Source organism: Bacillus sp. CD3-5, from assembly GCF_006349665.1.
Lineage (GTDB): Bacteria > Bacillota > Bacilli > Bacillales > Bacillaceae_G > Bacillus_A > Bacillus_A paranthracis.
Window position 1 is genome coordinate 141,382 of record NZ_VEPX01000005.1, and the last position, 18,684, is coordinate 160,065.

General features: G+C 34.7%; 22 protein-coding genes and 1 riboswitch. Of the genes, 15 read left to right on the forward strand and 7 right to left on the reverse strand.

Annotated features, from left to right (window positions below; translation table 11 throughout):
- Positions 1 to 37: 37 nt before the first annotated feature.
- On the forward strand, positions 38 to 898 hold the full coding sequence (locus FH036_RS12140; RefSeq protein WP_000570999.1) for a GNAT family N-acetyltransferase: 861 nt from the start codon (positions 38 to 40) through the stop codon (positions 896 to 898).
- 34 nt (positions 899 to 932) lie between these two features.
- Here FH036_RS12140 and FH036_RS12145 read toward each other — a convergent pair whose 3' ends face one another.
- Positions 933 to 1,493, reverse strand: a complete 561-nt coding sequence (locus tag FH036_RS12145; protein ID WP_000806335.1) for a cysteine hydrolase family protein — start codon at positions 1,491 to 1,493, stop codon at positions 933 to 935.
- Between the two features lie 183 nt (positions 1,494 to 1,676).
- On the opposite strand from FH036_RS12145, the gene FH036_RS12150 reads away from it, so the two are divergent.
- Complete coding sequence (locus FH036_RS12150; RefSeq protein ID WP_001195212.1) at positions 1,677 to 1,937, forward strand: DUF6123 family protein; 261 nt, start codon at positions 1,677 to 1,679, stop codon at positions 1,935 to 1,937.
- 2 nt (positions 1,938 to 1,939) lie between these two features.
- On the opposite strand, the gene FH036_RS12155 is transcribed toward FH036_RS12150, so the two are convergent.
- The 3 genes from FH036_RS12155 to FH036_RS12165 all read right to left on the reverse strand — a co-directional run bounded on the left by FH036_RS12155 (position 1,940) and on the right by FH036_RS12165 (position 4,188).
- Positions 1,940 to 2,845: a DMT family transporter gene (locus tag FH036_RS12155; RefSeq protein WP_000711147.1), complete on the reverse strand. Its 906-nt coding sequence runs from the start codon at positions 2,843 to 2,845 to the stop codon at positions 1,940 to 1,942.
- A 13-nt stretch (positions 2,846 to 2,858) separates the two neighbouring features.
- On the reverse strand, positions 2,859 to 3,245 hold the full coding sequence (locus FH036_RS12160) for a reverse transcriptase-like protein (protein WP_000573873.1): 387 nt from the start codon (positions 3,243 to 3,245) through the stop codon (positions 2,859 to 2,861).
- Positions 3,246 to 3,315: 70 nt separating this feature from the next.
- Positions 3,316 to 4,188, reverse strand: coding sequence for an aldose 1-epimerase family protein (locus FH036_RS12165; protein WP_000127427.1), 873 nt, complete (start codon positions 4,186 to 4,188; stop codon positions 3,316 to 3,318).
- Between the two features lie 132 nt (positions 4,189 to 4,320).
- Positions 4,321 to 4,365, forward strand: a riboswitch (PreQ1 riboswitch).
- 6 nt (positions 4,366 to 4,371) lie between these two features.
- On the opposite strand from FH036_RS12165, the gene FH036_RS12170 reads away from it, so the two are divergent.
- From FH036_RS12170 to FH036_RS12180, 3 genes are all read left to right on the forward strand, one after another.
- Complete coding sequence (locus FH036_RS12170; protein ID WP_001026467.1) at positions 4,372 to 4,857, forward strand: QueT transporter family protein; 486 nt, start codon at positions 4,372 to 4,374, stop codon at positions 4,855 to 4,857.
- 153 nt (positions 4,858 to 5,010) lie between these two features.
- Positions 5,011 to 5,670 carry a ribonuclease H family protein gene (locus FH036_RS12175; protein WP_139895794.1) on the forward strand — a complete coding sequence of 220 codons (660 nt, stop codon included), beginning with the start codon at positions 5,011 to 5,013 and terminating at the stop codon, positions 5,668 to 5,670.
- A gap of 12 nt (positions 5,671 to 5,682) precedes the next feature.
- The gene (locus FH036_RS12180; protein WP_000358801.1) at positions 5,683 to 5,859 is read left to right on the forward strand and encodes a zinc-finger domain-containing protein; all 177 of its coding nucleotides are present in this window, start codon (positions 5,683 to 5,685) and stop codon (positions 5,857 to 5,859) included.
- Between the two features lie 33 nt (positions 5,860 to 5,892).
- Here the strand turns inward: FH036_RS12180 and FH036_RS12185 are convergent, their stop codons facing one another.
- Together FH036_RS12185 and cspB are read right to left on the reverse strand one after the other, a co-directional pair.
- The gene (locus FH036_RS12185) at positions 5,893 to 6,141 is read right to left on the reverse strand and encodes a DUF2564 family protein (protein WP_139895795.1); all 249 of its coding nucleotides are present in this window, start codon (positions 6,139 to 6,141) and stop codon (positions 5,893 to 5,895) included.
- 152 nt (positions 6,142 to 6,293) lie between these two features.
- The gene (gene cspB, locus FH036_RS12190; RefSeq protein WP_001161727.1) at positions 6,294 to 6,491 is read right to left on the reverse strand and encodes a cold shock-like protein CspB; all 198 of its coding nucleotides are present in this window, start codon (positions 6,489 to 6,491) and stop codon (positions 6,294 to 6,296) included.
- 265 nt (positions 6,492 to 6,756) lie between these two features.
- On the opposite strand from cspB, the gene FH036_RS12195 reads away from it, so the two are divergent.
- From FH036_RS12195 to FH036_RS12225, 7 genes are all read left to right on the forward strand, one after another.
- A complete protein-coding gene (locus FH036_RS12195; protein ID WP_001005941.1) occupies positions 6,757 to 7,485 on the forward strand; it encodes a YqcI/YcgG family protein in 729 nt (242 codons plus the stop codon).
- A 138-nt stretch (positions 7,486 to 7,623) separates the two neighbouring features.
- A complete protein-coding gene (locus FH036_RS12200) occupies positions 7,624 to 8,256 on the forward strand; it encodes a LysE family transporter (protein ID WP_000466557.1) in 633 nt (210 codons plus the stop codon).
- A 19-nt stretch (positions 8,257 to 8,275) separates the two neighbouring features.
- Positions 8,276 to 8,569 carry a hypothetical protein gene (locus tag FH036_RS12205; RefSeq protein WP_000286361.1) on the forward strand — a complete coding sequence of 98 codons (294 nt, stop codon included), beginning with the start codon at positions 8,276 to 8,278 and terminating at the stop codon, positions 8,567 to 8,569.
- Between the two features lie 79 nt (positions 8,570 to 8,648).
- Positions 8,649 to 9,278, forward strand: a complete 630-nt coding sequence (locus tag FH036_RS12210; protein ID WP_000832152.1) for a sterol desaturase family protein — start codon at positions 8,649 to 8,651, stop codon at positions 9,276 to 9,278.
- 234 nt (positions 9,279 to 9,512) lie between these two features.
- A complete protein-coding gene (locus FH036_RS12215) occupies positions 9,513 to 9,854 on the forward strand; it encodes a DUF485 domain-containing protein (protein WP_000817378.1) in 342 nt (113 codons plus the stop codon).
- A gap of 2 nt (positions 9,855 to 9,856) precedes the next feature.
- Positions 9,857 to 11,407, forward strand: a complete 1,551-nt coding sequence (locus FH036_RS12220; protein WP_001098251.1) for a solute symporter family protein — start codon at positions 9,857 to 9,859, stop codon at positions 11,405 to 11,407.
- 190 nt (positions 11,408 to 11,597) lie between these two features.
- The gene (locus FH036_RS12225) at positions 11,598 to 12,947 is read left to right on the forward strand and encodes an aspartate aminotransferase family protein (RefSeq protein ID WP_000850947.1); all 1,350 of its coding nucleotides are present in this window, start codon (positions 11,598 to 11,600) and stop codon (positions 12,945 to 12,947) included.
- A 132-nt stretch (positions 12,948 to 13,079) separates the two neighbouring features.
- On the opposite strand, the gene FH036_RS12230 is transcribed toward FH036_RS12225, so the two are convergent.
- Positions 13,080 to 14,243 carry a cation:proton antiporter gene (locus tag FH036_RS12230; RefSeq protein ID WP_000393887.1) on the reverse strand — a complete coding sequence of 388 codons (1,164 nt, stop codon included), beginning with the start codon at positions 14,241 to 14,243 and terminating at the stop codon, positions 13,080 to 13,082.
- Between the two features lie 332 nt (positions 14,244 to 14,575).
- Here FH036_RS12230 and FH036_RS12235 point away from each other — a divergent pair, with 332 nt between their 5' ends.
- From FH036_RS12235 to FH036_RS12245, 3 genes are all read left to right on the forward strand, one after another.
- Positions 14,576 to 16,249 (forward strand): ribonuclease J, encoded by a 1,674-nt coding sequence (locus FH036_RS12235; RefSeq protein ID WP_044790361.1) that lies wholly within the window; start codon positions 14,576 to 14,578, stop codon positions 16,247 to 16,249.
- 96 nt (positions 16,250 to 16,345) lie between these two features.
- Positions 16,346 to 17,176 carry a MerR family transcriptional regulator gene (locus tag FH036_RS12240; protein ID WP_000925927.1) on the forward strand — a complete coding sequence of 277 codons (831 nt, stop codon included), beginning with the start codon at positions 16,346 to 16,348 and terminating at the stop codon, positions 17,174 to 17,176.
- Positions 17,177 to 17,315: 139 nt separating this feature from the next.
- The gene (locus FH036_RS12245) at positions 17,316 to 18,671 is read left to right on the forward strand and encodes an MATE family efflux transporter (RefSeq protein ID WP_000388376.1); all 1,356 of its coding nucleotides are present in this window, start codon (positions 17,316 to 17,318) and stop codon (positions 18,669 to 18,671) included.
- Positions 18,672 to 18,684: the final 13 nt, after the last annotated feature.

An 18,684-nucleotide genomic window follows, 5' to 3' on the forward strand; every position in this document is an offset into this window, starting at 1 on the left:
GTTGAATTGGGAAGATGGCTAGATAAGGGGGTGGAGTATGATTGAATTGGAATTTAGCGTGGAGCGTCTTAGGGAAGAACAAATAGGCGATATTGTAGCATTATCATCTTATATTGGTTGGGATTATAACAGGGAAGAAGTTGAAACAATTTTTAACTCAGGTATTGTATATGGCGTATGGAATGAGAGAAAGGAACTTATTGCTAGCGCAGCAATAATATTATACGGGGAGGCGTTGGCATCTATCGGAATGGTAATTGTACATCCAGATTATAAGGGAAGAGGAATTGGAAAGATGATTACAAATTCATGCATGAATAGCGTATCAGCTCAAACTCCATTTATGCTTATTGCTACGGATGAAGGGAAACCTTTATATGAAAAATTAGGATTTAGAGCAGTAAGTTATGTTTCTAAATACATATGTAACTCGTACAATGCGAATGATTATTGTGTAAGAAATGAAGATTATGTGATGAACTATGAAGAGGGTGAGTTAGAAAAAATAATAAAAATAGATGAATATGCGTTTGGAACAAATAGAAAAGAGTTTTTAAAGAAAAGAATTATGCAAAGTGAACAGTGCACTGTTGTAAGGGACAAGGAACAAAATGTATTAGGTTACGGTTTAAGCATACAAACACCAGAAAATAAAATAATAGGACCGGTTGTTGCTAAAAATGATGAGATGGCAATGAGAATTGTACATGATTTAGCAAAAGGGCATAATGGTAAATTAAGAATTGATGTACTAGAAGGAAAGAAAGATTTCATGAAAGTATTAGAGATTACTGGTTTTAAAAAGGTGAATACACCACCAATTATGATGAAAAATAGCGGTCAATTATTAAAAAGGAATAATGAGTTATATAGCATTGCAGCACAAATTTTTGGGTGAAAAAGAATCCTTCTGAACGAAGGATTCTTTTTCGCTAATCACGATATTGATCATGAGTCGGCTGAAAGAGGTCTTCCTCGATATCCCTTACCATAGAAAAATGATCAACATTATAATGACCATGGAGAATTTTATTATGGTGAGAGATAATTTGTTCTGCAGTCAATACGTCAGAATCAGTTGTGGAATGACCGTTTTTAATTAATGTAACATCAAAGCCTTGTACACTTGCTGTCCTCACAGCGGTATCAATACAATGCTCTGTTTTACATCCACCTATAACAATATGGTTAATCTTTTCTTTTTTTAAAAGTTCAAGTAAAGAAGTGCCATAGAATGCGTTTGTGGCTGCTTTATTAATAAGGATTGCAGACTGAGGTACTTGAATTTCATTATGTACTTCAAAGCCTACGCCGCTACCAGAAGCAACATCGATATCTCTTACGAAAACAATAAGGGCATTGGAATCTATTGCTTTCTGCACGGCTGTATTGAGTGTAGATAATAATTCGGTTTTACGAAAAACTTCACTTTCTTTTTCATTTCCATCCATTAATTCTTGCTGCGCATCGATAATTAATAGTGCTTGTTTCATCATGTCTCCCCTTTAATATGGAATAAGTTCCACTGTACATATTCCTTCATATTGTAAAGAAATCCTCTATTTATAAGCGAAGTAGACGATTGATTTACAAAGTTGTCAAAGAAATTTCATTCTCATGGCGTATAAAAACATGTATGATAGGAAGTGGAGAATTTTTGAGTAGGTGGGAATAACATGCAAACAGTAGAAGATTATCTTTCATTCTTACATACGAAAGGATTTAAATTATCAGAGGAAGCACAAGGATTTATTATGTTCGGACAAGGATATACGGGTGCATCTGATGGCATTGTAAACGCAGCAATAGAAGCGACAATTAAGCATCAATTGCAGTTTGATGGCAGTTATTTTGTTGCGTTATTAGAACGATTGAAAGAAGAAGAGATTACAGATAAAAAAAGCGCTAAGGCTTTTATGCGGAAGTTACAAGCGTAACTTCACGCAGCCTGCGCTTCTTTTTTTGTTTTAGAAGGTAATTCAACAAAAACCATGCCTAGGAAAATACAGAGGCATCCGATAATAGCGGAAATAGAAAGTTGTTCGTTTGCAACGAGAACGCCTGTTAAGGCAGCGAAAACGGGCTCCATTGCGAAAATAATTGCTACTCTCGTTGGAGACGTATGTTTTTGTGCTGATGTTTGAATGAAAAAAGCAATGGATGTCGCGAACAGGGAAGTTAGAAATAGAGCAAATAAAAAGGAAGAATTCGTCCATAGTGCTACTGAAAATAATTTTTCCCAATCTTCAAACAAAAAGGCGCAAATAGAAGAAAACATACCGACAGCTAATACTTGCGATGTGCTTAACAATAAAGGTGATATTTTTTTAGAGAAGAAGCCGTTAACGAGAATATGAGCAGCGAAAGCAACTGCACAACCGAGAACGAGTATATCTCCAATGTTTAATTGAAAAGAATCACCTGCTGTTAATAAATATAAACCCGCTGTTGCTACAGCAATGCCAATTACGATAAAAATGGTAGCTTTTTGTTTTAAAAAGATAAAAGACAAGATTGGTACCATAACGATACTAAGCCCTGTTAAGAAACCAGCTTTTGAAGAAGTTGTATAAAGTAAGCCGAATGTTTGTAATACATAGCCGACGCATAAAAAGAATCCAACGGTTAATCCAGCGAGGCTACTCTGTTTTATATGTTGTTTTGAAGTTTTTTTTGAGAAAATCAGTTGAACGAATAATAAAATGATTCCAGCGAATAAAAAACGTATACCATTAAATGTAAATGGACCAACGAAAGACATAGCATTTTGAACGACAACAAATGTAGCTCCCCAAATAAAAGACACAAATAATAAAGCAAGAGGAGCAATCCAATCTTTTTTCACACTCATACCCCCGTTAATTTTGTAAGATAGCTTTTCTAGCTAACTCATCAGCAACTTTATTTTGACTACTTGGAATCCACTTAATAAAAAAGAGATCGAAACTTTTTATGTACTGCAGTGCTTCCTCTAATAGTGGTGCAAACATTTTATTTTTTGCGTATTCTTTTTCGACAGCTCGCTCAACAAGTTGCGAATCTGTACGAAAAGAGACAATGTTATAATTATGCTCCGTGCAATATTTTAATGCCGCAAGTAAAGCGTGGTATTCCGCTTCATGATTGGACATTGTCCCAAGGGGCAATGATAATTGTACAGCGGGTTGAACCCCTTTAATAAATACGCCTGCACCAGAAGGACCAGGATTTCCTTTTGATGCACCATCAATATATACTTCAATCAAAATGAGAAACCTCCAAATGATAAGATGATCCCCTACCTATATGTTTCTTTGAAGGAGGGGATAGAGTAACTTAGCCGATTGTAATACTATAACGACATGTAAATGTTTCATTCGCTTGTAAAGATTGAATTCCTTTTTTTTCCTTGAAATCTTTTGCTGGATTTACTTCATCAGCAATTCCGTACCAAGGTTCAATACATAAGAAAGGTGCATTCTCGCCTGGTGTCCATACGCCGACAAATGGGAATCCGTCAAATTCTACTTTTACGAATTTATTATGTTTATGAGAACGGATGGAGATTTCATCCGTATTCATATTTTCAAAAATAAGTGCATCGTTTTTAAATAGGTCGTATGTAAGTGGCAACTCATTCGTACTTTCAGCAATTAGTTGCTTCTTATTTGAAAGGTAAGGTCCTTCTAATACGCTCGTTTCTAAACGCTCTGAACCATTAAAAGATAGGTGGTAATCTGTAAATGACTCGCCCTCTAATAACGGAAAATTGAAACCAGGATGTGCTCCGATTGAGAAGAACATCTCTTTTGAAGCAGGGTTATTCACTTCGTATGTTACATGAACGGTTTGTCCGTCTAGTTCATAAGAAACGAGTAATTCGAATTCGTATGGGTATTTTTTTAATGTTTCTTCATTACTAGTTACAATGTAGGTGATTTTCGTTTCACTTTGTTCTTCTACAGAGAATGTAAGATCACGAGCAAAGCCGTGTTGTGTTAAAGAATAAGGTTTACCATCTACGTAGTATGTATTATCTACTAATCGGCCGACGATTGGGAATAAAATTGGTGCACGGCGTCCCCAATAAGTAGCATCACCTTGCCATAAGTATTCTGTATTGTCTTCTTTTAAGAGAACGCTTTGTAATTCTGCACCTTTGTCAGAGATGGTAACGATCACTTTTTCATTTTGAATTGTTGCAGTCATGAAGTAAAACCTCCTAAATCTTTCATATATTTCATTATACGTTGTCTAAAAGAAAAAGGGTAGTTCATGGTAGGAATCTATTGACGAAAGGGGGGCTACCGCGTAAAATATAGTCTTGTTGCTTAAAAAACGAATAACGTGGTTCGAAACCATCCCACGTAAAAAAACTAAGGAGATTTTGTCATGAATATTAGAACATTAGTCGGTAATGGTATTTTAGCGGCATTATATATTGCTGTTTCTATGCTTATTCAGCCATTTGGCTTTACGAATGTACAGTTTCGTATTTCAGAGATGTTTAATCATCTCGTTGTATTTAATAAGAAAGCAATTTACGGAATTGTATTAGGTGTATTTTTAACGAATCTCTTTTTCTCACCTATGATCGCTTACGATTTAGTATTTGGAGTAGGGCAATCTATTCTTGCATTAGTTGCAACGATTATTTCTATGCGATTTATTAAAGGTGTTTGGGCTCGTATGATTTTTAATACAGTTATTTTTACAATTACAATGTTTATGATTGCAATTGAACTTCATCTTGCATTTGATTTACCATTTATGTTGACTTGGTTAACATGTGCAATCGGTGAATTTGTTGTTATGGCGATTGGTATGCCTGTAATGTACTGGATTAATAAACGAGTACAATTTGAAAGATTTATGTAATAGATGAAAGAGCTATTCCTATAGGGATAGCTCTTTTTGCATGTGATAATATTGAATATAATTCTTTGACTCTTGATAAAATATAATAAAATAAAGTGAGGCTTTCATTAGCTGGATACATATAAGAAGTCTTACATAAGGGGAATCTATAGTATGAAATATAAAATTCATTGGTTGTATAAAGCAAAACGCGGTTTTCAGACGGAATTAACGACAGATTATATGAACATAGAAGAAGCACTTCAATTTGCGGAGGATTTCGAGAAAACAGGAAGAGTGAAAGAATTATTATTTTACGATGAAATGGATGCAGAATGGTCATTAAAGGAAATGAAGAAGCTGAGCAAACAAGTGGAGGAAGAACCCCAAGAAATACTCGTTTATTTTGATGGCGGCTATGATGTACAGACGAAAGAAGCTGGTATAGGCATATGTGTATACTATAAAAAAGGAAATAAAAACTACCGAATTCGCCGTAATGCATATATAGAAGGTATATATGATAATAATGAAGCGGAATATGCATCACTATTATATAGCATGAATATACTCGAGGAATTAGGGATTAAGTATGAAGCGGTCACGCTTCGCGGAGATTCTCAAGTTGTACTGCAGCAATTGGCTGGAGAATGGCCTTGTTATGATGAACATTTAAATCATTATTTAGACCAAATTGAGCAAAAGGCGAAGCAAATGAAATTAAAACTTGTATGTGAGCCTATATCAAGAAAACAAAATAAAGAAGCACATCAATTAGCTACGCAAGCATTAGAAGGAACAGTGATTGATAGTCATAAAGAAATAACCGAATAGAGAGGTGCAAAGGTGGATAAAAAGCAACTCATTACAGAGGTAAATGACTTATTAGAAACGTATTGTGAAGGATGTTTTTTGCGAGAACATAATCGAAAGACAAATAGTAAGTATTATGCTCATTCCTTTTGTATAAGACAATGTACAGTTGGAGAAACATTGAAAAAATATGGGGAACAGTTGTCATGAAAAAACATCCAGAGAAAACTCTCTGGATGTTTTTTAGTGCTTCGCTTCATTTAATTGATGCTCACACTCGCTTAATTTCTTTTCCTCATTTATTAAAAATGGCTCGTCTAAATCTGTTGCAACAGATTTCATAATTTCAAGCTGAGAGCGAGCTGCTTCTACAGCAGTAGTAGCATGCTCTAATGTATCTGGATCCATTGAAATTGTCGCTGATCCTACCATTTTTTGTGCTGTTTCTACACGGAATTTCACTTCTTCAAAATCATTTACTTCTAATCCCATTAATAATTCCTCCTTTGTATAGTGCGCATTTCACATAGTTTTTGCTCTGGAAAACGGAAATATACAAAGGAATAACAAAGGAATAACAAAGGAATAACAAAGGAATAACAAAGGAGGTTACCAAGTAAGGTAACCTCCTGTCATATGTTGGATTAAAGTTTTACTACGTTAGCAGCTTGAGGTCCACGGTTTCCTTCAGTGATATCGAAAGATACTTCTTGACCTTCTTCTAAAGCTTTGTAGCCTTCGCCTTGAATAGCAGAGAAATGTACGAATACATCGTCAGCGCCTTCAATTTCGATAAATCCAAAACCTTTTTCGTTGTTAAACCATTTTACTTTTCCTTGCATGTTACAATTCCTCCTAGAAAACATTTACGTTTTTTCATTTAGTGAAATTCATTTGAAAAGATAATATAAACTAAAAATGCTATAATCTTGAATATTCTGCTAAATGATTAATTTAAATATACACGAATTGGGAGAATTTAGTCAAGTAAGCGATTTTATTTTTTTGTATTTTTAAATAATTTTTTAGCCAAATTTTTTAATAGGTATAGGACAGGCCGAGTATGTAATAGTCTTAATTGAACGCTATACATAATGAGGTGAAAGAATGAATGAGTCTTATTTATTAGATAATGAAGGAATGAGAACGAGAAACGACATACCGAATTGGGTTGTAAAGGAATTTCAAAATTTTTCGAGTGTTGTGCTAGAACCAACTTTTCCGTGCTATTTCGGCTTAACAGCTTTAAAAAAGAATGAACTTCGTTATTCATTTCTCTCTCATAATGATTGGAGTCATTTGCCACATACAATGTTATCTTTTTTAGAGCTAATGAAAGAGCGTCCAATTGTAAGAAGAGGCTTTTTTCTTTTTGTAGAACCGGAATGTGAGGAGCAATCACTGGAATATTACCGTGATTACTTTTGGAAAGTACTACAATATTTACATGAAAACGATAAGGAAACATGGCCAAAGCAAATTCCTAAAGACCCAGACCATTACTTATGGGAATTTTCATTTGGCGGGGAACCGATATTCGCATTTGGAAACGCACCAGCCTATAAACAACGAAAAACTAGGCATTTAGGAAATTCTCTCGTTATTGGATTTCAGCCACGTACTATATTTGATGGATTAGAAGGGGATCGTCCTAAAGGAGCATATTCTAGGCAAACGGTCCGTGAGCGAGTTGAAAAGTGGGATCAGCTGCCGAAACATCCTAACATTAGTCATTATGGTGACCCGGATCATCGTGAATGGAAACAATACTTTATAGGAGACGATGTAGAACCGTTAAAAGGAAAATGTCCTTTTCTTCATAAGATAGAAAAGTAAGAGTCATCATCTGGATGGCTCTTTTGCATATTTTGGATAAAAAAGGGTATTTTAGTAGTAAATATTTTGAGGGAAGCTAGTCTATTTTTAATTATTACATCATTACTTAATAGTAAAGGAAGTAGAAAGGATAGAGTGATGTTTGGAGCGATTATACAACAAATTGTATTAGGTATTTCATTAGCTGCGCCAGTAGGTCCGATTAATATTGAAATGTTAAAACGAGGAATTGAACGAGGTTTTTGGCATGCGTGGGTTGTTGGAATTGGTGGAATGACAGCAGATATTTTGTTTATGCTTCTCATCTATTTCGGTTTATCTTCTCTGTTTATGTATACATATGTACAAGCTTTTATGTATTGCACAGGGTTTTTCTTATTATTTTATTTAGGATTTCAAAGTGTAAAACAAGGAATTTCTCAATCGAATATGGAATATAAAAAAGAAGAGGTAGGCGGCCTTAAACAATCGTTTATGGCAGGTTTTTTAATTGCGATATCCAATCCATTAAATCTTGTTTTTTGGTTTGGTATATACGGAAGTACACTTAGCTCATTGCTTACGAAGGTAACGAAACAAGAAGCCTTTTTGTACAGTCTTTGTATTATCGTTGGTATTATTTTATGGAATGTAAATATTGCTTTTTCTGTCCATTTTGGCAGAACTTTATTAAAGCAAAAAGCACTTGGCTATATAACAGCCGGAGCAGGTATTATTTTAGTAGGATATTCTATCCATTTTGCATACAAAGCTTTACAGTTGTTCACATAAGATTGAAGGGGAGATTTTTATGTATCGAACCACTATTGACGGAAAAGAAATCATTATTACGTTAGCACCAAAAATCAGAAAAGAAATTACTGATAGAAATCCACTATATGAAGCGGTATTTCATAATGCAGCAAGATTACTACAAACAAAGCAACCAACGTTTGCTGTAAATCATGAAATATTTGGACTTATCATTGGAGAGGTACAAAGAGGAGAAGTAACAGTGTTTGCGGTGGAACATATTATTCCAAAGCAAAATATATTTGGACCGAACAATTTTTTCTCGACAATAGAGCAACAGGCAAATTTGTAAAGCGTATAGAATAAGATATAGAAAAGAAATAGTCGTAACGATATGTTGCGACTATTTCTTTTGAAAAGGGGGAAGGAAGATGAAGAGGGTGGGGAAAGAGTTCTTTTTACAACATGATATCGTTATTATGTATAGTATTTTATTTGTTTTTATTATTATTTTAAAAATGCAATTTTTCACATGGATCGGTTTGTTAGCATGTTTGTTTGGGATTATTTTTTATACGCTAAACGAATATATGACACATCGGTTTTTATTTCATTTAAAACCACCTAAAAACGTATTTTTATTAAAAATGCTAAGAAGATTACATTATGACCATCACGTATATCCAGATGATTTAAAACTTTTATTTTTACCTGTATGGTTTAGTATACCGAGCTTTACTATATATTTACTTATATCATACGTGATAACAAAAAGTGTTACCATTACACTTTCATTCGGAATCGGAATGATTATTATGCTTCTCGTTTATGAATGGAAACATTATATTGCACATAAGCCAATTCGCCCTGTCACTAAGTTTGGTAGGTGGCTAAAAAAACAGCACATATTACACCATTATAAAAATGAAAAGTTTTGGTTCGGTGTTTCAAATCCAGTATTCGATTTCATATTTGGAACGCTTAAAGATGGAAAAGACGTTGAATTAAGCGAAACAGCTCGTAATTTAGAAAAGGAGAAAAAAACAGAAGTGGTGCGATAAGCACTACTTTTTTATTCTATTTTAATGAGTATGAAAGCTTCACTGGTGCGTAAATTTTATGTTGAAAAAGTATATTAAAAATTTAGGGGAAAATGCCGAAAAATGTCTATCGAAAAATCTTTGCAGGAATGTATGGATTGTCTAAAATGAAAATAAGTTTCTGAATATTTATAAAATTTAGTTTTTGGTTATGCAAGGGGGAATTGTACTTTCAGTAAGAGAGGGGATTAGAGAATGAAACGAGATGATACGTCAGCACGTAAGTTACAAAATGAGGTGAATTATACAGAGGTTGTTCAGTCAGAAGAATTTCAATTGTTATTAAATACGAAAAAGAAGTTTATCGTTCCGATGAGTATTTTCTTTTTAAGTTTTTTTATTACTTTACCTATTTTAACATCGTATTCAAAGGTACTCAATACATCGGCATTTGGTGATGTTACGTGGGCGTGGGTATTTGCTTTTGCACAATTTATTATGACGTGGTCATTATGTATGATTTACAGCAAAAAAGCTGAATCCTTTGATAAAATCTCACAAAATATTCTGCAAGAGATGCAAAAAGGGAGGGGCTAACTTTGAATACAACCGCTTTTGCACTATTTTTAATCATCGTACTTGGTACACTCGTCATAACTTATTTTGCATCGAAGAAAACGAAAAATGCGAGTGAATTTTATACAGCTGGAGGGGGATTAACTGGTTGGCAAAATGGTCTGGCCATTGCGGGAGATTATATGTCTGCTGCGTCTTTTCTTGGTATAGCAGGAGCGATCGCGTTAACTGGGTTTGATGGTTTCTTCTATAGTATCGGTTTCTTAGTTGCTTATTTAGTTGTACTATACTTAGTTGCAGAGCCGCTTAGAAACTTGGGGAAATACACATTAGCAGATATGATTGCGGCGCGTTTTGATGCGAAAAAAGTTCGCGGAGTTGCAGCGCTTAATACGATGACGATATCCATTTTTTATATGATTGCACAATTAGTTGGTGCGGGTGCACTTATTAAATTACTATTAGGAATCGAATATACAACATCTGTATTAATCGTTGGTACACTTATGACTGTGTATGTTATTTTTGGTGGTATGACTGCGACGAGCTGGGTGCAAATTGTTAAGGCAGTATTACTTATGGCCGGTACATTTATTATTTCTGTAATCGTTTTCGCTAAATTTAATTTCAGTGTGACGGAAATGTTCGCGCAAATGAAAACAGCTACTCCGTTAAAAGAGTCGTTTTTAAATCCCGGTGTAAAGTATAAAGATGGTCTTGATACGCTATCTTTAAATTTAGGACTAGTTCTTGGTACAGCAGGGTTACCACATATTCTTGTCCGCTTTTTTACAGTACGTGATGCAAAAACGGCACGTCAATCTGTCGTATATGCGACATGGTTAATTGGCGCATTTTATATTATGACGATTTTCTTAGGATTTGGGGCAGCGGCGTTTGTAGGAAATGAGGCGATTATTAAAGCAAATCCAGCTGGTAATATGGCAGCACCTTTATTAGCGAAAGCATTGGGCGGAGATTTCTTATTTGCTTTCGTATCAGCAATTGCCTTTGCAACGATTTTAGCTGTAGTGGCAGGCCTTGTATTAACAGCAGCATCCGCATTCGCACATGATTTTTATAATGAAATTATCCGTAAGGGGAAATCAACGGAAAAAGAGCAAGTATCCATGGCTCGTTATGCGTCTATTGGAGTAGCTGTATTATCTATTATACTAGCGTTATTTGCTCAAACGTTGAACGTAGCATTTTTAGTTTCTTTAGCATTTGCAGTTGCAGCGAGTGCAAACTTGCCAGTTATATTATTCACAATATATTGGAAGCGCTTCAATACAACAGGTGCCATCTCTGGTATGATTGCTGGTCTTGTATCAGCTATTGTTCTTGTAGCGTTAAGCCCAAATGTATGGAACCCTGTAGCTGGAAAAGCTATATTTGTTGGGGAAGCGATATTCCCATATACGACACCTGGAATTATTTCGATTCCGCTTGGATTTCTTGCAGCGTATTTAGGAACTGTTTTATCTAGTAAGAAAGAAGATGCAGCAAAATTTGATGAAATTCTCGTGAAATCTAATACTGGGCATGGTATTAGTGACGCGTCTTCGCATTAAAAAAGAGGAGCTTTTCGATAGATAAGAAAAGCTCCTTTTTCTTTTGTCATTTTCTTGTAAATAATACTGCTTTGTAAGTAGGATTTGTCTTAATTTTGTGGAATGAAAATAAGCAGGGAGAAATTTAAATCATCATGGTACCAGCGCAGCTTTTGTGAAAAATAAGTTGTTATGGAAGGTGGAAGAAATGATGAAAACGAAACAGACTGATGAATTATTAGCAAAAGATGAGCAATATGTTTGGCACGGAATGCGTCCCTTTAGTCCAAATAGTACAATGGTAGGGGCAAAAGCAGAAGGGTGCTGGATTGAAGATATACAGGGAAAAAGATATTTAGATGGTATGAGTGGTCTTTGGTGTGTGAATAGTGGATATGGCAGAAAAGAGCTTGCAGAAGCGGCATATAAGCAATTACAAACATTATCATACTTTCCGATGTCACAATCACATGAACCGGCTATAAAGCTTGCAGAAAAATTAAATGAATGGCTTGGAGGGGAGTATGTTATTTTCTTCTCTAATAGTGGTTCGGAAGCGAACGAAACAGCTTTTAAAATAGCAAGACAATACTATGCGCAAAAAGGTGAACCACATCGTTATAAATTTATGTCACGTTACCGCGGGTATCATGGGAATACAATGGCAACGATGGCAGCGACGGGACAGGCACAGCGTAGATATCAATATGAGCCATTTGCTTCAGGATTTTTACATGTGACGCCGCCAGATTGTTATCGTATGCCTGGAATAGAAAGAGAGAATATTTATGATGTCGAATGTGTAAAAGAAGTAGATCGGGTCATGACATGGGAATTAAGTGAAACGATTGCAGCTTTTATTATGGAACCAATTATTACGGGCGGAGGCATTTTAATGCCGCCACAGGACTATATGAAAGCTGTTCATGAAATGTGTCAAAAACACGGTGCATTGCTCATTAGCGATGAAGTGATTTGCGGTTTCGGACGTACAGGAAAAGCATTTGGATTTATGAATTATGATGTGAAGCCAGATATTATTACGATGGCAAAAGGGATTACGAGTGCGTATTTACCATTATCAGCAACAGCTGTGAAAAAAGAAATATATGAAGCATTTAAAGGAAAGGGAGAATATGAATTCTTCCGTCATATTAATACATTTGGTGGAAATCCTGCAGCTTGTGCACTAGCACTTAAAAACTTAGAAATTATGGAGAATGAAAATTTAATTGAGCGCTCTGCACAAATGGGCTCGCTTTTATTAGAACAATTAAAAGAAGAAATTGGAGAGCATCCACTTGTTGGGGATATTAGAGGAAAAGGTCTACTAGTGGGAATTGAACTAGTAAACGATAAAGAGACGAAAGAGCCAATTGATAACGACAAAATTGCAAGTGTGGTAAATGCTTGTAAAGAAAAAGGGTTGATTATAGGTAGAAACGGTATGACAACAGCAGGATATAATAACGTTTTAACGCTAGCACCACCGCTTATTATTTCAAGTGAAGAAATTGCCTTTGTTGTTGGAACGTTGAAGACAGCGATGGAACGCATTTAGTAATGATATGGATGATGAACCAGCACGAACTATTTTTGAAAACTGGTTAAAAAAGAACAAGATCGTTTAAAGACAAAACAAAAAAGAGATTACTATCTTATAAGATAGTAATCTCTTTTTATTGTAGAAAGCTTATTTACTTGCTTTCATTGCTTTATCTTTTGCACCAAAAGTGTATTTTAACATTGGTGGTGTAATCATTGTAGTTAAAATAACGACAATAACGATAGCTGTAAAGTAATCTTGTGCTAGTAGACCTGAAGAAAGTCCTGTTCCTGCGATGATAAGTGCAACTTCACCACGAGAAACCATTCCAGAACCGATAATTGCAGAAGACTTAGCATCAAATCCAGTCATTCGTGCACCTAAGCCACAACCGATTAGTTTCGTTAATACAGCGATTACTGTTAATGCTAGGATGAACCAAATTTGATCGCCAATACCATCAAATGTAATATTCATACCGATACTTACGAAGAATACTGGAACGAACATAGCGTAAGCGATTGGCTCTACTTTCTTTTCTACTTCATGTTTGTAGTTCGTTTGAGAAATCGCAATACCAGCTGCGAAAGCACCGATAATACCAGCAATTCCTAATAGTTCGCCGAAATATGCGAATGAGAAACAGATGATAAGAGCCGCGCTCACGATAGACTCAGATACGCGTAGCGGTGATAACCAGCGCATAATCGCAGGAACACCTTTCCATCCGATTAAAATAATAGAAGCGAAGAATACAACTTTCTTCAAGATAATCATTGTTAAGTTAACATCGTCTGTACCTAGGAAACTCATTGCAAATGCTAATAAAATAACGACAAGAATGTCATCAAATACAGCTGCGCCCAGCATAGTTGTACTTTCACGTGTTTTCATCTTTCCTAAATCGCGAAGTGTTTGTACGGAAATACTAACACTTGTCGCACATAGAAGTAATCCTAAAAATACAGCATTTCCTTGTTCCATTCCCATAATAAGACCAGAAACGTAACCACCTACGAATGGAAGAATGATACCTCCGAGTGCAACAGCTAAAGAAGAATTACGATTTGCGTTTAATTCCTCTAAGTCTGTTTCAAGTCCTGCCATAAACATTAAAAGAATAACACCAACATTACTTAATTGTGTTAGAAGTTCTGAGTTTTCAATCCAACCTAATACAGCTGGACCGATAACGATACCGACAATTAATTTACCTAGTACAGAAGGTTGACCTAATCTGACACTAAGATCACCAGCAAGCTTTGTACTTAATAAAATAAGTGCGATTTGAAAGAAAAATTCGAATTCCATCGGATCCTCTCCTTATCATTTTTATTTTTATCATACGATTTCTCGGAATTTGCCTAATGAAAATATGTAAAACCCATTAAACAAAGGGTCTGATTACAAGTTCTTTTGAACTCGTAATTTGAACCTGTAATTAATATATAATAGATTTTACAAAAAATCAATGGAAAAATGGGGGCTTTTTTAGAGAGAGACTGTGTAATTGGGGATATACATATAAGAGTAGCGTGTGAATTTATATATGTATGAAATAGTATGAAGTCCTTTTTCATTACAAATAATAAAGCCTAAATGTTATTTCACGAATTATAAATGTGAAAGGGAGGACTTATCATTTGAAGTCATTAAAAAATAACTTGTCTATCGTTGCTTTAGGTGGAGTAAATGAAATAGGGAAAAATATGTATGTTATTCAATTTGAAAATGATATTGTCGTTATTGACTGTGGATCAAAATTTCCAGATGAAAGTTTATTAGGAATTGATTTAATCATTCCAGATGTCACCTACTTACAAGAAAATAAAGAAAAAATTCGCGGATTAGTCGTGACGCATGGACATGAAGACCATATTGGGGGAATACCATATTTTTTAAAACAACTAAACGTACCAATCTATGCTACGAAGTTAACGTTAGGTTTAATTGAAATTAAATTAAAGGAACATAACCTTCAAGATGATACAGAATTAATCGTTATTCATTCAGAATCAGAAATTGATTTCGGTGCTATTAAGACAACTTTCTTTAAAACGAATCATAGCATTCCAGATTGCCTCGGTATTGTTTTTCATACACCAGAAGGTACTATAGTACATACAGGTGATTTTAAATTTGATTTAACACCAGTTAATAATCAACATCCTGATATTCATAAAATGGCTAAAATAGGTAGTGAAGGTGTATTAGCTTTACTATCTGAAAGTACAAATGCAGAACGACCTGGATTTACCCCATCAGAAAGGTCGGTAGGGGAACGGATAGAGGAAATATTTATGAAAGCAAATAGGAAAGTGATTATTTCTACTTTTGCTTCTAATGTGAATCGTGTTCAGCAAATAGTTGAAGCTTGTATAAAAACAAATCGAAAACTGGCTTTGCTTGGCAGAAGTATGGTAAATGTAGTAGAAGTTGCTCTAGAGAAAGGGTATCTAAATATTCCAGATGGTATGCTAATTGAAGCAAATGAGGTAAATAATTTAGATCCAAAGCAGGTCGCAATACTTTGTACAGGAAGTCAAGGAGAACCAATGGCAGCTTTAGCGCGTTTAGCTAGTGGAAACTATAGGCAAGTAGATGTTTTACCAGAAGATACAGTTATTATAGCTGCGACTCCTATTCCAGGAAATGAACGTAATGTTTCGCGAATTATCGATAACTTATTTGCATTAGGGGCAAGAGTGATTTACGGATCAGGCAGTTCTACTGGAGTCCATGTATCTGGCCATGCATATCAAGAAGAATTGAAGTTAATGCTCACATTAATGAAGCCAAAATATTTTATCCCCATTCATGGAGAGTTTAGAATGCTACATCACCATAGCTTGCTAGCGGAATCAATTGGTGTCGAAAAAGAAAATATCTTTATCGTTCGTAATGGAGATGTTGTAGATATAAGTAATCAAGTGGCAATTCAATCGAGAAAAATACAAGCAGGAAATATATATGTAGATGGATTAGGAATTGGTGATGTTGGAAATGCATTATTACGTGATCGAAAACAACTTTCAGAAGATGGAATGCTCGTTTTAGTTATTACTTTTAATAAAGTGGATGGAGAAATAATTTCAGGTCCTGATATTATTTCTCGTGGATTCGTCTATGTTCGTGATTCAGAAGAATTTTTGAAGGAATTAAATAAATTAGCTGTTATTACGATTAATAATGTAAAGAAAGAGAAAGTGAATAGCTGGGGTATTTTGAAAAGAGAAGTAAGAGAAGCTTTAGGGAAGTATATATATACGAGTACGAAAAGAAAACCGATGATTCTTCCTATAATTATAGAGGTGTAATAATGAATAAAAAGAATTCTCTTACGGGAATTCTTTTTTGTTTTGAAGGCAGAATGAACATATAATGAAATAAATAGAAATGAAAGGGAATAAAAGATGTTATTAAACAAACGCTTTACAATTGGAGAAATGGCAAAAATGCATAATATAGCGGAATCTACTTTACGTTATTATGATGAAAAAGGAATTTTTCATCCGTCCATTGTGGACCCACAAACAAATTATCGCTATTACACAATCGATCAATTTTCACTATTAGATACGATTAAGTTTTTACGTCAATTAAATATTCCATTAAAGGAAATTAAGAAATATATTGATGAAAGAAATCCAGCATACGCACTCAATTTGTTGGAAAAACAACAAGAAATGATGTTGAAAAAACAAAGAGAAATTGAGTATGCTTTGGCGAAAATGGAGCATAGAATTCATTTGATTAAGGAAGCAACAAAAGCAAAAGCTAAACAAATGGTAATAAAAGAGATCCCGCGGCGAAAAATAACAGCCATTGCGGTTGCTCCGAATACGACGGATGATATGTTTGAGTACTACATCCATTCGTTGCAAAAAAATATGAGGCAAATGGATGATAGTTTATTTTCTGGAGATATTGGTGTAACAGTGGCGAAAAAAGGATTCATGCAAAATGAGTTTCAAGCGTATAGTAGCGTGTTTATTCTTTTGGATTATATGCCGTATGAAGTGCATAATTCAGATGAGATTAAGGAAGGTTTATATGCTTGTTCTTATCATCATGGACCGTATGAAGAAACAGATGCAACGTACAAGGAGTTACTTACATACATTGATAAAGAAGGTTATGAAGTACATGGAGATTCGATTGAGATTGGATTAATCGATTGGTCTGTAACAGAAAATCCAGAGGAGCAAGTAACAGAAATTCAAATTCCTGTAGTAAAAAAATAAGATGAAAACCTTTGAATTGATTACAAATTTACATTCATTCATATAATTCAGTTACCTATTTTTTAAATTCTCTATTGACCTTCAAGTTACTTGAAGGTTTAAACTAAGAAAAGAGAGTTGAAAAAAGGAGCATAATAGTATGGAAGCAACAGAAAAATTAAGAGAAAAACCAATAAAAAGTTTATTTATTTCTTATTTAATACCAGCCGTTCTTGGAATGGTATTAATGTCAGTGAATATTGTAATTGACGCGGTCATGATTAGTAGAGGAGTTGGGGCGAACGGTTTAGCAGGAGTAAACGTGGCTATTCCAGCGTTTTCAATTTTCTTCTCTATTTCATTATGGATTGGGATGGGCGGGGCAACGTTATATTCCATTGCATTAGGTGAAAATAAAATTGAAAGAGCAAGGTCTATTTTTACTCAATCCATGACGATAGCAGTCATTATCGTAGGCGTTTTAGCGGCGATTTGCTTATGGAGAATAGAAGACTTAGCATACTTATTCGGTGCAAACGAAGTGATTTTACCGTATGCGTTAGACTATTTACACGTATTATTAACATTTGGAATGATATACGTTTTAGAAAATATTTTAAGTACATTTATACGAAATGATGGAAATCCTAATTTAGCAATGGCAGGTTTAGTTGTAACAGCTGTATTAAATATAGTGTTTGACTATATCTTTATTTTCATCTTTAAATGGGGCGTAACAGGAGCTGCTTCAGCAACTATTCTTTCAGCAGCGATTGGTTTCCTTGTATTATTAACGCATTTCTTTAGAAAAAGTAGTATTTTAAAATGGACGAAATTCCATTTTGAATGGGATACAGTAAAACAAATTATGATAATCGGTTTCCCGAGCTTTACAGCAGAAAGTACAGTAGCGATTGTAACGATTGGTTTTAATATTGCATTCGTTCAATATGCAGGAGAAGTAGGAGTCGCTTCTTATGCGATGGTGAATAGTATTCATGCAATGACATTACTATTATTCTTTGGGGTAGGTGCTGCATTACAACCGATTGCTAGTTTCCATTATGGTGCCAATTTAGCAGAGAGACTTCGTGAAGGATTGCAGTTTGCAGTGAAAATTGCAGTTGTACTTGGAGGCGTTGCAATAATTGTCGGATTATTCTTTGGGAAATATATTATTGGTCTATTTGATGTCCAATCTCCAGAGTTATTGGAGTTAACATTAACGGGTATTAGCTTGTTCTTTATCCAATACGTATTTTTAGGTTATAACATTGTATATGGAGAGTACTTCCAATCAGTGCGACAAACGACAAAATCAGTACTTATTATAATGAGTCGAGGGTTACTATTTATTATTCCATTATTATGGATTATGCCGAAATTATTTGGGATAAACGGAATTTGGCTCGTTATGCCAGTAGCTGAAGTATTGACAGCGATTATCGTGTTTACGATGAATCGAATGAAACATCCTGTGCCATTAAATATGGTAGGTGAGAAAAAAGTAATATAATGAAGAAAATCCC